13 protein-coding genes are annotated in these 13,138 nt (G+C 62.2%); 4 read left to right on the top strand and 9 right to left on the bottom strand.

Annotation, left to right across the window (positions count from 1 at the left end):
* Positions 1-73: 73 nt before the first annotated feature.
* The 3 genes from pstA to M5B96_RS21905 form a co-directional block, all read right to left on the bottom strand.
* The gene (gene pstA, locus M5B96_RS21915) at positions 74-1,744 is read right to left on the bottom strand and encodes a phosphate ABC transporter permease PstA (protein WP_248799103.1); all 1,671 of its coding nucleotides are present in this window, start codon (positions 1,742-1,744) and stop codon (positions 74-76) included.
* A 15-nt stretch (positions 1,745-1,759) separates the two neighbouring features.
* The gene (locus M5B96_RS21910) at positions 1,760-4,045 is read right to left on the bottom strand and encodes an ABC transporter permease subunit (RefSeq protein WP_248799102.1); all 2,286 of its coding nucleotides are present in this window, start codon (positions 4,043-4,045) and stop codon (positions 1,760-1,762) included.
* Positions 4,046-4,209: 164 nt separating this feature from the next.
* Positions 4,210-5,199 (bottom strand): phosphate ABC transporter substrate-binding protein PstS, encoded by a 990-nt coding sequence (locus M5B96_RS21905; RefSeq protein ID WP_248799101.1) that lies wholly within the window; start codon positions 5,197-5,199, stop codon positions 4,210-4,212.
* A gap of 296 nt (positions 5,200-5,495) precedes the next feature.
* Between M5B96_RS21905 and M5B96_RS21900 the strand changes: the two genes are divergently transcribed.
* Both M5B96_RS21900 and M5B96_RS21895 read left to right on the top strand, forming a co-directional pair.
* A complete protein-coding gene (locus M5B96_RS21900; RefSeq protein WP_248799100.1) occupies positions 5,496-5,789 on the top strand; it encodes a helix-turn-helix domain-containing protein in 294 nt (97 codons plus the stop codon).
* A gap of 35 nt (positions 5,790-5,824) precedes the next feature.
* A complete protein-coding gene (locus M5B96_RS21895; RefSeq protein ID WP_248799099.1) occupies positions 5,825-6,190 on the top strand; it encodes a hypothetical protein in 366 nt (121 codons plus the stop codon).
* Positions 6,191-6,211: 21 nt separating this feature from the next.
* On the opposite strand, the gene M5B96_RS21890 is transcribed toward M5B96_RS21895, so the two are convergent.
* Positions 6,212-7,501, bottom strand: a complete 1,290-nt coding sequence (locus M5B96_RS21890) for an MFS transporter (protein WP_248799098.1) — start codon at positions 7,499-7,501, stop codon at positions 6,212-6,214.
* A 373-nt stretch (positions 7,502-7,874) separates the two neighbouring features.
* On the opposite strand from M5B96_RS21890, the gene M5B96_RS21885 reads away from it, so the two are divergent.
* Positions 7,875-8,273 carry an acyl-CoA thioesterase gene (locus tag M5B96_RS21885; RefSeq protein ID WP_040071787.1) on the top strand — a complete coding sequence of 133 codons (399 nt, stop codon included), beginning with the start codon at positions 7,875-7,877 and terminating at the stop codon, positions 8,271-8,273.
* Between the two features lie 51 nt (positions 8,274-8,324).
* Positions 8,325-9,227, top strand: coding sequence for a D-hexose-6-phosphate mutarotase (locus tag M5B96_RS21880; protein ID WP_248799097.1), 903 nt, complete (start codon positions 8,325-8,327; stop codon positions 9,225-9,227).
* 141 nt (positions 9,228-9,368) lie between these two features.
* On the opposite strand, the gene M5B96_RS21875 is transcribed toward M5B96_RS21880, so the two are convergent.
* The 5 genes from M5B96_RS21875 to M5B96_RS21855 form a co-directional block, all read right to left on the bottom strand.
* Positions 9,369-9,905: a DUF3299 domain-containing protein gene (locus M5B96_RS21875; protein ID WP_248799096.1), complete on the bottom strand. Its 537-nt coding sequence runs from the start codon at positions 9,903-9,905 to the stop codon at positions 9,369-9,371.
* An 80-nt stretch (positions 9,906-9,985) separates the two neighbouring features.
* Complete coding sequence (locus M5B96_RS21870; RefSeq protein WP_248799095.1) at positions 9,986-10,231, bottom strand: GlsB/YeaQ/YmgE family stress response membrane protein; 246 nt, start codon at positions 10,229-10,231, stop codon at positions 9,986-9,988.
* A gap of 107 nt (positions 10,232-10,338) precedes the next feature.
* Entirely contained in the window at positions 10,339-11,421 is a 1,083-nt protein-coding gene (locus M5B96_RS21865; RefSeq protein WP_248799094.1) for a 5-(carboxyamino)imidazole ribonucleotide synthase, read from the bottom strand.
* Positions 11,422-11,432: 11 nt separating this feature from the next.
* Positions 11,433-11,924, bottom strand: coding sequence for a 5-(carboxyamino)imidazole ribonucleotide mutase (gene purE, locus M5B96_RS21860; RefSeq protein WP_121135587.1), 492 nt, complete (start codon positions 11,922-11,924; stop codon positions 11,433-11,435).
* A gap of 251 nt (positions 11,925-12,175) precedes the next feature.
* Positions 12,176-13,087 carry a LysR substrate-binding domain-containing protein gene (locus M5B96_RS21855; protein ID WP_248799093.1) on the bottom strand — a complete coding sequence of 304 codons (912 nt, stop codon included), beginning with the start codon at positions 13,085-13,087 and terminating at the stop codon, positions 12,176-12,178.
* Positions 13,088-13,138 lie beyond the last annotated feature (51 nt).

Below are 13,138 nucleotides of genomic sequence, written 5' to 3'. Positions count from 1 at the left end.
CCCTGCGCTTACACATTCGTTTCAATGGGCCGCCAGCCTCGCGTTCGGGCCGGCGACACGCCTTAAAAATCGATCAGCTATCCAGCGCCTTGTACTTCTCGCGCAGGTGGTTCCGGATCCATACGGCCGAGAGGTTCAACGTGGCGATCACCAGCACCAATAGCAATGCCGTGGCGTAGACCAGCGGACGAGCGGCCTCGACGTTCGGGCTCTGGAAGCCGACGTCGTAGATGTGGAAGCCCAGGTGCATGATCTTCTGGTCCAGGTGCAGGTAAGGGTAGTTGCCGTCCACCGGCAGCGACGGCGCCAGTTTCACCACACCCACCAGCATCAGCGGCGCCACTTCGCCGGCGGCACGGGCCACGGCGAGAATCATGCCGGTCATCATCGCCGGACTGGCCATCGGCAGGACGATCTTCCACAAGGTCTCGGCCTTGGTCGCGCCCAGGGCCAGCGAACCTTCGCGCACGGTGCGCGGAATCCGCGCCAGGCCTTCCTCGGTCGCCACGATCACCACCGGTACCGCCAGCAGTGCCAGGGTCAGGGACGCCCAGAGCAGGCCCGGGGTACCGAAGGTCGGGGCCGGCAGGGCTTCGGGGAAGAACAGTCGGTCGAGCGAGCCGCCCAGGACATAGACGAAGAAGCCCAGGCCGAACACCCCGTAGACGATCGCCGGCACACCGGCCAGGTTGTTCACCGCGATACGGATGATCCGGGTCAGCGCGTTCTGCTTGGCGTATTCACGCAGGTAGACCGCCGCCAGCACGCCGAACGGGGTCACGATCATCGCCATGATCAGGGTCATCATTACGGTGCCGAAGATCGCCGGGAAGATCCCGCCTTCGGTGTTGGCTTCACGCGGGTCGTCGCTGAGGAACTCCCAGACCTTGCTGAAATAGAAGCCCAGCTTGGTCAGCTTGCCCATGGCGTTCGGCTGGTAGGCGTGCACCACTTTGCCGATGCTGATTTCCAGTTCCTTGCCGTTGGCATCGCGGGCCGTCAGGCTGTCGCGGTTGAACTGGGTATGCAGATCGCTCAGGCGTGCTTCGATATCCTGGTAGCGGGCATTCAGTTCAGCACGTTCGGTGGCCATGTCGGCTTGCGCGGTGGCATCAAGACGGCCTTCGAGCTCCAGCTTGCGGCCGTGCAGGCGAATCCGCTCGAGGCCGGCGTTGATGGCGCCGATGTCGCTCTTCTCCAGCGTCTTGATCTGCGCCGCCAAAGTGTTCACACGCTGGACACGGGCCTGCAGCTCGGGCCAGGCGGCTTCGCCTTCGGCGATCACCTTGCCGCTTTCCTTGACGTTGACCAGGGTGCCGTAGAAGTTGCCCCACTCGCGACGCTCGATGGTCATCAGTTCGGCCGGATAACTCTGCTCCTGCAACCACTCGCCGACGATCCAGGTGAAATCGTTGCCGTTCAGATCGCGGTTACCGACCTTGATCAGCTCCCGGGTCATGAACTCGGGACCTTCGTCCGGCACCGGCAAGCCGGCCGTCTTCAGGCGCACGCGCGGCACTTCTTCCTTCTGTACCACCTCGCCGACCACGACCTGGTTGGCCTGGCCCGGCACGTTGTATTGGGCGTGGACCAGGTCGGCCGGCCAGAAGTGGCCCAGGCCGCGCACAGCGATCACGGCCAGCAGGCCGATGGTCATGATGACCGCGATGGATACCGCACCACCGCTGATCCAGACGCCAGGGGCGCCGCTCTTGAACCAGCTGTTCAGGGAGTTCTGTTTCACAGACTTCTACCTTTCTTAAAGCGACGAGTATTTCTTGCGCAGACGCTGACGAATCAGTTCCGCGAGGGTGTTCATGATGAACGTGAACAGCAGCAGCACCAGCGCCGAGAGGAACAGTACGCGGTAGTGACTACCGCCCACTTCCGACTCCGGCATCTCCACCGCGACGTTGGCCGCCAGGGTGCGCAGGCCTTCGAACAGGTTCATCTCCATGACCGGGGTGTTACCGGTGGCCATCAGCACGATCATGGTCTCGCCGACGGCGCGGCCCATGCCGATCATCAGCGCCGAGAAAATCCCCGGGCTGGCGGTGAGGATCACCACCCGTGTCATGGTCTGCCACGGCGTGGCGCCCAGGGCCAGCGAGCCCAGGGTCAGGCCGCGCGGTACGCTGAACACGGCGTCTTCGGCGATGGAGTAGATGTTCGGGATCACCGCGAAGCCCATGGCCAGGCCGACCACCAGGGCGTTGCGCTGGTCGTAGGTGATACCCAGGTCGTGGGAGATCCACATGCGCATGTCACCACCGAAGAACCAGGTCTCCAGGTGCGGGCTCATGAACAGCGAGAGCCAGCCGACGAACAGGATCACCGGAATCAGGATCGCGCTTTCCCAGCCGTCCGGCACCCGCAGGCGCAGCGACTCGGGCAGGCGGCTCCAGGCGAAGCCGGCTACGAGGATGCCGATCGGCACGAGCATCAACAGGCTGAAGATCCCCGGCAGGTGCCCTTCGACATACGGCGCCAGGAACAGGCCGGCGAAGAAGCCGAGGATCACCGTCGGCATCGCTTCCATCAACTCGATCACCGGCTTGACCTTGCGGCGCATGCCCGGGGCCATGAAGTAGGCGGTGTAGATGGCCGCGGCGACAGCCAGCGGTGCAGCCAGGAGCATGGCATAGAACGCCGCCTTCAGGGTACCGAAGGTCAGCGGCGACAAGCTCAGCTTGGGTTCGAAGTCGGTGTTGGCGGCGGTCGATTGCCAGACATACTTGGGCTCGTCGTAGTTCTCGTACCAGACCTTGCTCCACAGCGCGCTCCAGGAAACTTCCGGGTGCGGGTTGTTGAGGGCCAACGGCTGGATCTTGCCGCCTTGCTCGACGATCACCCGGTTGGCCCGTGGCGACAGGCCGAACAGGCCCTGGCCGTCGACCACCTGGTTGACCAGCAGGGTCCGGTGCGCGGTGCTGTGGAACACGCCGAGCTTGCCGGAGGCGTCCATGGCGACGAAGCCCTTGCGACGCTCTTCAGCGGTGATTTCGACGATAGGCGCGCTGCCCATCTGGAAACCGCGGATATTTTTCAGGCGCAGTTCGCCATCCGGATCGCGTGCCATGAACCACTGGGCCAGGCCGCCGCTGGAGTCACCGATGATCAGCGAGATACCGCCCACCAGTTGAGTACTGGCGGTCACTTCGGCAGTGGCGCTTTCCAGCAGTTTGTAGCGACCGTTCAGGCTCTTGTCGCGCAGGCTGAACACATCGGCCTGGGCACGCCCGTTGATCACGTACAGCCATTGCTGGCGCGGATCGATATAGATTGCCTTGACCGGCTCGGTCATCTGCGGCAGCTCGATGCTGCGCTGCTCGCTGGTGACCTCGCCGGTCATCATGTTTTCTTCTTTGCTCAGCGCCAGCACGTGCAGTTGGGCACCGGTGGAGCCGGCCACGACCAGGGTCGTGTCGGCGGCGTTCAGGTTCACATGCTCAAGCGCACGGCCCTGGTCGTCGAGAATGATCGGCGTATCGCCGTAGGGGTACTCGACCGCCGGGGAAATAGTTTTCTTACCGTCCGGGTAGGTCACTTTATAGGTGTGACGGAACACCAGCGCCTGGCCATTGGACAGGCCGACAATCACCAGCGGGATACCCGGCTGGTCCTTGCTGATCGAGGTGACCGTGGTGCCCGCCGGAATCGGCAGGTTGACCCGCGACAGTTCGCTGGCGTCCTGGACATTGAAGAACAGCACCTGGCCTGTGTCGGAAACCCGCATGCCCACCTGGTTCTGCTCTTCCAGGGAGATCATCAGGGCTTTGCCGGCATCCTGGATCCAGGCCGGGGTAATGCTTTTTTCGGCGGTCAGCGAAGCGCCCTGGAACAAGGGCAGGACCACATAACCGAGAAAGAAGAAGATCAGCGTGATCGCACCGAGGACGGCCAAACCGCCAATGAACACGTACCAACGGGTCAGGCGATCTTTCAGCGCGCGAATCCGGCGCTTGCGTTGCAGCTCAGGCGTATTGAAGTCAATGCGCTTGGGGGGAGAAGTCGTAGTCATGGTGGAATTGGCCAGATCGTTCATGCGCACACCCTAGCGGTCCTGTATGACAGAAAGATGACAATGCAGTGACGCACTGAAGCCGCCGCCCAGCAAGGCTGGCAGCGGTTTCGGAATGAGGGGCGCGGTCGATGGGAATCAAACCGCGCCTTGGTGTTGCTGCCGGGACTGGCGTCCCGGCTGAAGGCTTACTGCTTGCCTTCGCTCAGACCCAGGTCAGCCAGTGCCTTGGCGGCAACTTTGGCTGGCAGTGGGATGTAGCCGTCTTTCACAACCACTTCCTGACCCTGCTTGGACAGAACCAGTTTCACGAACTCGGCTTCCAGCGGAGCCAGAGGCTTGCCCGGTGCCTTGTTGACGTACACGTAGAGGAAACGCGACAGCGGGTATTTGCCGTTCAGTGCGTTTTCTTCGCTGTCTTCGATGAACTCTGTGCTGCCTTTCTTCGACAGGGCAACGGTTTTCACGCTGGCGGTCTTGTAGCCGATACCCGAGTAGCCGATACCGTTCAGCGAGGAGCTGATGGACTGCACAACGGAAGCCGAACCCGGTTGTTCGTTCACGTTAGGCTTGTAGTCGCCTTTGCACAGGGCTTCTTCCTTGAAGTAGCCGTAGGTGCCGGATACCGAGTTACGGCCGAACAGTTGGACTGGCTTGTTGGCCAGGTCGCCGGTCACGCCCAGGTCAGCCCAGGTCTTGACTTCGGCTTTGGCGCCGCACAGACGAGTCGAGGAGAAGATCGCGTCGACTTGTTCCATGGTCAGGTGCTTGATCGGGTTGTCCTTGTGCACGAACACGGCCAGGGCATCCACCGCGACCGGGATAGCGGTCGGCTTGTAGCCGTACTTCTGCTCGAAGGCAGCCAGTTCGGTGTCCTTCATCTTGCGGCTCATCGGACCCAGGTTCGAAGTGCCTTCAGTCAGGGCGGGCGGCGCGGTAGCGGAGCCGGCGGCCTGAATCTGAATGTTCACGTTCGGGTATTCTTTCTTGTAGCCCTCGGCCCACAGGGTCATGAGGTTAGCCAGGGTATCGGAACCAACGCTGGACAGGTTGCCCGATACACCCGTGACTTTTGTATAAGACGGAATGGACGGGTCCACGCCAGCGGCGACCGCGTGGGCAGTTGCAACGCCAGCAGCGACAAAAGTCATTGCCGCCATCAAACGCTTCAGTTTCATGCCTTGCTCCTAGCAGAGAGGGTTTATCAGATCGGGGCCAAGTATCAGCAGGCCGGATGAACACTCTATGACTGGTATGTGACAGTTAGATGAATGGCCATCATGCGGAAAAAGGTTGGCCTGAAGCGGAAAAACCGGCGCAAGCCCGCTTCTACCGGGCTACGCCGCCGTCACGCGGCACCGAAACATGTCACCCCTGAAACAATTTGAAACCCTCTTCCTTTATAGACAGGCTCGGCTCCCCCACTACCGCCTCGCTGGCAAAAAATACATTTTTGTCAACCCGAGGGGATTTTATGATCAACGACCGAATCCGCCGTGCCCGCTTGCTGCGCGGCATGTCTCTGGAGGCTTTGGCCCTCCAGTTGGGTGACATCACCAAACAAGCGCTCAGCAAATACGAGAACGGATTGACTACGCCGAGCTCCACGCGCCTGCTGCAATTGGCAAAGATCCTTGAGGTGGGCCCCGAGTACTTCTTCCGCGTGGATCCCATTCCTTTGGCGCCCCTGGAATTTCGCAAGTTGGCGAAGATGCCCAGACGCTGCGTGAGTTCTGGGGGCTTGGCGGCGATCCCATCTTCCACCTGAACGAGCAACTGGAAGAGCACGGCATCAAGGTGGCCATGCTATCGGGATCGGATGATTTCGACGGGGCATGCGCCGCCACCGATGACGGCCACCATGTGTTGATTGCGCTGAATGCCGAGCGTCATTATGGCTTGTCGATGCAGGCAGCGCTGCGCCAGCTGAAAGACTTGAATCTGCTCAGCGAAAGTGGCTACAAGACCCTCACCATTCAACTCAGCGCCAATGGCTGGCGCAAGTCCGAACCTGAGCCCATGCCTTGCAAGCCTCCCCAGCGTTTCGAGTCGCCGGTATTCCGTGGCTTGGCAGAAGGCCTGATCAGCAAATCCCGCGCTGGCGAACTGCTGCGCCAACCAGCGGGCAGCCTCGATCCCAACTTCCTGGGCCCGCCGGAGAGCCCATAAGTGCGCTTTGTTAACAGCCGCTCAACGCCCCTTCACCCACAGATAACCACCCACCAGCACACCCATGCTGCAAATGATCGCCACATAATAAGCCGGACCCATCGGGCTTTCCTTGAGCAGCAGGGTGACCACCATCGGGGTCAGGCCGCCAAAGATCGCGTAGGCCAGGTTGTAGGAGAACGACAGGCCACTGAAACGCACCACCGCCGGGAACGCCTTGACCATCACATAGGGCACCGCGCCGATGGTGCCGACGAACAGGCCGCTCAGGGCATACAGCGGGAACAGCCACTCGGGGTGGGACGGCAAGCTGCCGTAGAAGGTCCAGAAGGTCACCATCAGCGCCAGGCTGCCGAACACGAACACCCGGCCGGCACCAAAACGGTCGGCCAGCGCACCGGAGAGAATGCAACCCAGGGTCAGGCAGATCGTCGCCAGGCTGTTGGCTTCCAGCGACACGGTCGGGGCGAAGTGATAAGCCGTCTGCAACACGGTCGGGGTCATCAGGATCACCACCACCACGCCGGCGGACAACAACCAGGTCAGCAGCATCGAGACCAGGATCGCCCCGCGGTGATCACGCAGCACCGCACCCAGCGGGATGCCGTCGGACAGCGCCTTGCGTAGCTGCAACTCGGCGAACACTGGGGTTTCGTGCAACCAGCGGCGCAGGTACACCGAGAACAGGCCGAACACGCCACCCAGCAGGAAGGGAATCCGCCAGGCGTAATCGGCCACTTCCAGCGGGGTATAAAGGCTGTTGATCAGGGTCGCCACCAACGAACCCAGCAGAATCCCGGCGGTCAGGCCCGAGGTCAGGGTGCCGCAGGCAAAACCGATTTTGCGTTCCGGCACGTGTTCGGCGACGAACACCCAGGCCCCGGGCACTTCACCACCGATGGCCGCGCCCTGGATCACCCGCATCAGCAACAGCAGGATCGGCGCCCAGATGCCGATCTGCGCGTAGGTCGGCAGCAGGCCCATGATCAGGGTCGGCACCGCCATCAGGAAAATACTCAGGGTGAACATCTTCTTGCGCCCCAGCAGGTCGCCGAAGTGCGCCATCACGATGCCACCCAGCGGCCGGGCCAGGTAGCCGGCGGCGAAAATCCCGAAGGTCTGCATCAGGCGCAGCCACTCGGGCATGTCCGCGGGGAAAAACAGCTTGCCGACCACAGCGGCAAAAAACACGAAAATGATAAAGTCGTAGAACTCCAGCGCGCCGCCCAGGGCGGACAGCGATAAAGTCTTGTAGTCGTTGCGGGTCAACGGGCGCGCGGATTGCGCTATCGGGGTGGACGCGGTGGTCATGGGCTTCTCTTATTGGGCACGTCTATGAGCCACGCAAGGCTCGGCTCAGGCTGGGGGCAGGCCTGGCACGATAGCAAATTGTTTGTAAAAGCACATGGATCGGCGCATTCGTCGGCAAAAATGAGAACCGGGAGGTCGTCTCGCGGTCTACCGACCGATATACTCATGCCCTGCGCCAGGTAAAACCCGCAGGCTAGAGGGGTATTGTGCGAAAACGTCGTTGGGGCCGAACCAGCCGCTTTCGCAGAGTTTCCCTTAGTGCGGCTTACGAGAAACGTAACGAACGTAGTATGTTCGGGCTGAATCGTTTTTCTTGAAGACGGCTATTCACCTGCAATACCAACGTAGCGTTACGGGTCAGAGGCACCCCGGCATGATCGAACTCGAACAAGAAGATCCTATCCCGCAAGGCGATCTCGCCCTGCAAATCACCGCGCTTCCGCGTGAAGCCAACGGTTTCGGTGACATCTATGGCGGCTGGCTGGTCAGCCAGATGGACCTGGCCGGTACCGCCATGGCCAGCAAAGTGGCCGGTGGCCGGGTGGCCACGGTGTCCATCGACCGCATGGCGTTCCTGGTCCCGGTCGCCGTCGGCGCGCAATTGTCCTTTTATACCCATACCGAGGAAATCGGCCGCAGTTCGATGCGGATGATGGTCGAGGTGTGGAGCGACGATCCGCTGACCAGCGAATGGCGCAAGGTCACCGAAGCGGCGTTTGTGTTCGTGGCCATCGACGGCAGCGGGCGCACCCGCTCCGTGCCACGGCGTTAACCCGACCGCAAGCGCGCGGCCCGTTACAACTCCCTGTCTTGCGAGAACCCCATGACCACGCCCCATGTTGAAACGGTAAAACTGGACGAGCTGAACGGCTGGCGCATCCGCCACGGCCAGGCGGAATTGCTGGTGGCGCAACAAGGCGCGCAGATCCTCAGTTACCAGCTGGCCGGGCAACCGCCGCTGATCTGGTTCAACAACGAGGCCGTACTCAAGCAAGGCAAGAACATCCGGGCCGGCGTGCCGGTGTGCTGGCCGTGGTTCGGCAACCTCTCGCGCAACCCGGAGAGCGTCCAGGCCATGCGCCAGAGCAGCGAAGCGCCCACGGCCCACGGTCTGGTGCGGACGCTGAACTGGACGCTGCAGGGCATTGAAGCCGAAGGCGAGGCAGTGAATGTGACGTTCAGCCTGCCGCTGCCCGAAGGCGGCCTGCCGGACTGGCCGCACAAGGTCGGCCTGAGCCTGCGTATCCGCCTGGGCGAGACCTTGCACATCGAGCTCACCAGCGAAAACCAGGATGATCATCCGGTCAACCTCAGCCAGGCGCTGCACACCTACTTCGCCGTCAGCGATGTGCGCAACGTGCACGTCGAGGGCGTGGATGGCCTGACCTACATCGACACCGCGGATGACTGGAAGCAGGTCCGCCAGCAAGGCGAACTGCGCTTCGCCGGTGAAACCGACCGTATCTACCCGAATGCGCCTGCGCGGCTGAGCATTGTCGATCCGACCTGGGAGCGGCGTATCGAGCTGAGCAGCCAGGGCTCACGTTCGGCGGTGATCTGGAACCCGTGGATCGACCGGGCCAGTCAGCTCGCCGACATGGCCGACGATGGCTGGCAGAAGATGCTCTGCATCGAGACCGCGAATGTGATGGATGACGTGGTGACGCTGGCGCCAGGGGCCAGTCATACGCTGGGTGTGACTATCAGCAGCCAGCGCTTGGCTTGATACCGCGTCGCTCCCTTCGCGGGCAAGCTCCGCTCCCACATTAAGTCCTGAGTCACACACAAAGCTTGTGTACGACACAGCCCTTGTGGGAGCGGAGCTTGCCCGCGAAAGCGATCTTACAAACGCCGAAGATCTCGAATCTTACAGATCCGACTCCTTCACCACCCTCACCTTTCCCGCATCCAGCGCATACGCCGCGTCGGCCAGGTCATTGCTGACCTTCTCGATCTTCAGCGTGCCGGTGACCCAAAGCGGCGTATAGATGTCGTCCAGCTTCAGGCCCTTGGGATAACGCACCAGCACCAGTTGATTGGGCGGCGGTGGCGGCACGTGGATGCAGGCGCCCGGGTACGGCACCAGGAAAAACAGCGTACTGCGGCCCTTGGCGTCGGTCTCCAGCGGCACCGGGTAACCACCGATGCGGATGTCCTTGCCGTCCATGGCCGCCACGGTCTTGGTCGAATACATCACCGCCGGCAGGCCCTTGCTCTGCTTCAAGCCGCCCTTGGCGGTAAACGTACCGTCGCCCTCGGGCGTGTTGTGGCTGATTTCCGGCATTTGCTCAAGGGCTTTCTGGTCCGACTTGGGCATCAGTTCCAGCCAGTCGGTCTCCGGGAGTTCGCCGGCATGGGCCAGGCCACTGCCCAGGAAAAGAAGTGTCAAAAGAAGACGGCGCATGGGGAGACTCGAAAACAGAAAGGGTATCGCGCATTCTAGCCCTCTCCGCCATTGCGGCGGAGAGGGTTTGATCACCTGGGTCAGTTCTTTCTGATCAGGTTGTAGATCACCAGCAACACAATCGCGCCAACAACCGCACCGATAAAACCGGCACTCTGACCCGCGTGATAGATCCCCAGCGCCTGACCACCATAGGTCGCCGCCAGCGAACCGCCGATACCCAGCAGGATGGTCATGATCCACCCCATGCTGTCGTCGCCCGGCTTGAGGAAACGCGCCACCAGGCCGACGATGAGGCCGATAAAAATTGTCGCAATAATGTGCATGGCATTTCCTCTCGGTGAGTGTGCACAGTCAAAGCCTAGTCAGCACTTTGACATCCTGCCATCAGAGGCTGGCGGCAACCATAGGTTCCCGCCAGCACTGACTATCTTTACTCGGCGATCAATGCTTCGACCCGCAGGATCTGCTCCTGCAGCGTCGCCTTGTCGGCACAGCGCAGGGTTGCGTGACCCACTTTGCGCCCGGCCTTGAACGCCTTGCCATAGTGATGCAGATGGCAATCGGCGATAGCGATCACCTGTTCCACTGGCGGCACGCTGCCGATGAAGTTGAGCATCGCGCTTTCGCCGACCTTGGCGGTCGAACCCAGCGGCAGCCCGGCAATCGCCCGCAGGTGGTTTTCGAACTGGCTGCACTCGGCGCCTTCGGTGGTCCAGTGCCCGGAGTTGTGCACCCGTGGCGCAATTTCGTTGGCCTTGAGGCCGCCGTCGACTTCGAAGAACTCGAACGCCAGCACGCCGACATAATCCAGTTGCTTGAGCACCCGGCCGGCATACTCCTCGGCCAGGGCTTGCAGCGGATGGTCGGTGCTGGCCACGGACAGGCGCAGGATGCCGTTGTCGTGGGTGTTGTGCACCAGCGGGTAGAAGCAGGTTTCGCCATCACGGCCGCGCACGGCGATCAGCGAGACTTCCCCGGTGAACGGCACGAAGCCCTCCAGCAGGCAGGCAACACTGCCCAGTTCGGCGAAGGTGCCGACTACATCGGCCGCGCTGCGCAGGACTTTCTGGCCCTTGCCGTCATAACCCAGCGTGCGGGTTTTCAGCACGGCCGGCAGGCCAATGCTGGCGACGGCGGCATCCAGGTCCGCCTGGGACTGGATATCGGCGAAGGCCGGGGTGGGAATCCCCAGGTCCTTGAACATGCTCTTTTCGAACCAGCGATCACGGGCGATGCGCAGGGCCTCGGCGCTCGGATAGACCGGCACGAACTGCGACAGGAAGGCCACGGTTTCCGCCGGGACGCTTTCGAACTCGAAGGTCACCAGGTCGACTTCGTCGGCCAACTGGCGCAGGTGGTCCTGATCGCCGTAATCGGCGCGCAAGTGTTCGCCCAAGGCGGCTGCACAGGCATCCGGCGCCGGATCCAGGAAAGCGAAGTTCATCCCCAGCGGCGTGCCCGCCAGTGCCAACATACGGCCCAACTGGCCGCCACCGATTACACCGATCTTCATCGTCATCAACCTCAGGCGACGCGTGGGTCTGGATTGTCCAGCACGCTGTCTGTCTGCTCTGCACGGAATTTCTTCAGCACGGCGTGGAAATGCGGGTGCTTGGCGCCCAGGATGCTCGCCGAGAGCAGCGCCGCATTGATCGCGCCGGCCTTGCCGATGGCCAGGGTCGCCACCGGAATACCGGCCGGCATCTGCACGATCGACAGCAGCGAGTCGACACCCGAGAGCATCGCCGACTGCACCGGCACGCCGAGCACCGGCAGGTGGGTCTTGGCCGCACACATGCCTGGCAGGTGCGCCGCGCCGCCGGCACCGGCGATGATCACCTCGATCCCGCGGGACTCGGCCTCTTCGGCGTACTGGAAGAGCAGGTCCGGGGTGCGGTGGGCAGAGACCACTTTCACCTCGTAGGGGATGCCGAGCTTTTCCAGCATATCGGCGGTGTGGCTAAGGGTGGACCAATCGGACTTGGAGCCCATGATCACGCCAACCAGTGCACTCATCGTCGTGCCTCTTCTCTTGGGCGCCCGCGGGCGCGTCAAAAAACAACAAGCCACGCGGGAGACCGGCGTGGCTTGTCATACGAATCGGGGCCGGGCAAGCCGGCCGAAGGCCGCGCAGTATACCGAAAAAAGCGCGTTAAACGCACCTTTACCGACCATCTGTCGTTTACCGGACTTTTGCCGCTGAAGGCCGGTTTACCTGACTTCCAGGTCAATCCAAGCACGTCACAAACTCATTGATTACCCGGCGTTCAGCTAGAACCCGGCGCCGCCGCACCTTCGAGCTTGCGCCACAACAAACGCACATTGGCCTTGCGCACCAGCGCGCAGCGATACAGGCGAATCTCCAGCGGCACATGCCATTGCGGGCCGCCACACACCACCAGTTCGCCGCGCGCCAATTCCGCCCGAACGCTGAGATGCGGCACCCAGGCGATGCCCAGGCCTTCAAGCGCCATGCTTTTCAAACTGTCGGCCATCGCGGTTTCATAGATAGTGGTAAAGCGCAGGTTGCGCTGACGCAGCAACAGGTTCACCGAACGCCCGAGAAACGCCCCCGCGCTATACGCCAGCAGCGGCACGCTCGCCTCGCCTTCCAGGTCGAACAGCGGCTGGCCGTCCGGGCCGGTCGCGCACACCGGCAACATCTCGGTCTGCCCCAGGTGCAGCGATGGAAAGATCTCCGCGTCCATCTGCAACGCCGCATCCGGGTCATAGAACGCCAACATCAGGTCACAGCCGCCTTCACGCAAGGCATGCACCGCATCGCCGACATTGGTCGCCACCAGCCGCGTGGCGATATTCAGCCCTTCATTACGCAACTGCGCGATCCAGCGCGGGAAGAAGCCCAACGCCAGCGAGTGCGCCGCCGCCACCTGCATGACTTCGCCCTGCCCGCCTTCCAGATGATGCAGATGGCGCACCACCTCACCCAGTTGCTCGACCACCGTACGCGCCGTCACCAGAAACAACTGCCCCGCCGCCGTCAGTTCGATCGGCGTGCGCGAGCGGTTGACCAGGGTCAGCCCCAGCGCCGACTCCAGGCTGCGGATGCGTCGACTGAACGCCGGCTGCGTCACAAAGCGCCGCTCGGCCGCCTGGGAAAAGCTGCGGGTCGCCGCCAGGGCACTGAAGTCTTCCAACCATTTGCTTTCGAGATTCATCGGCTCCTCCCGCTACGCGCACCATTTTGGTTCGCACGCTCGTCATATACA

The organism is Pseudomonas sp. MWU13-2105, assembly GCF_023242315.1.
In the GTDB taxonomy this organism is placed as follows: domain Bacteria; phylum Pseudomonadota; class Gammaproteobacteria; order Pseudomonadales; family Pseudomonadaceae; genus Aquipseudomonas.
Note: the sequence above shows the minus strand (reverse complement) of the source record. Positions and strands in the feature narration are given on the sequence as shown.

What these genes read in the sequence shown, in the direction of transcription:
- M5B96_RS21910 (WP_248799102.1), bottom strand. Translation starts at nt 4,045, where the DNA reads ATGAACGATCTGGCCAATTCCACCATGACTACGACTTCTCCCCCCAAG.
- M5B96_RS21905 (WP_248799101.1), bottom strand. Translation starts at nt 5,199, where the DNA reads ATGAAACTGAAGCGTTTGATGGCGGCAATGACTTTTGTCGCTGCTGGC.
- M5B96_RS21900 (WP_248799100.1), top strand. Translation starts at nt 5,496, where the DNA reads ATGATCAACGACCGAATCCGCCGTGCCCGCTTGCTGCGCGGCATGTCT.
- M5B96_RS21895 (WP_248799099.1), top strand. Translation starts at nt 5,825, where the DNA reads ATGCTATCGGGATCGGATGATTTCGACGGGGCATGCGCCGCCACCGAT.
- M5B96_RS21890 (WP_248799098.1), bottom strand. Translation starts at nt 7,501, where the DNA reads ATGACCACCGCGTCCACCCCGATAGCGCAATCCGCGCGCCCGTTGACC.
- M5B96_RS21885 (WP_040071787.1), top strand. Translation starts at nt 7,875, where the DNA reads ATGATCGAACTCGAACAAGAAGATCCTATCCCGCAAGGCGATCTCGCC.
- M5B96_RS21880 (WP_248799097.1), top strand. Translation starts at nt 8,325, where the DNA reads ATGACCACGCCCCATGTTGAAACGGTAAAACTGGACGAGCTGAACGGC.
- M5B96_RS21875 (WP_248799096.1), bottom strand. Translation starts at nt 9,905, where the DNA reads ATGCGCCGTCTTCTTTTGACACTTCTTTTCCTGGGCAGTGGCCTGGCC.
- M5B96_RS21870 (WP_248799095.1), bottom strand. Translation starts at nt 10,231, where the DNA reads ATGCACATTATTGCGACAATTTTTATCGGCCTCATCGTCGGCCTGGTG.
- M5B96_RS21865 (WP_248799094.1), bottom strand. Translation starts at nt 11,421, where the DNA reads ATGAAGATCGGTGTAATCGGTGGCGGCCAGTTGGGCCGTATGTTGGCA.
- purE (WP_121135587.1), bottom strand. Translation starts at nt 11,924, where the DNA reads ATGAGTGCACTGGTTGGCGTGATCATGGGCTCCAAGTCCGATTGGTCC.
- M5B96_RS21855 (WP_248799093.1), bottom strand. Translation starts at nt 13,087, where the DNA reads ATGAATCTCGAAAGCAAATGGTTGGAAGACTTCAGTGCCCTGGCGGCG.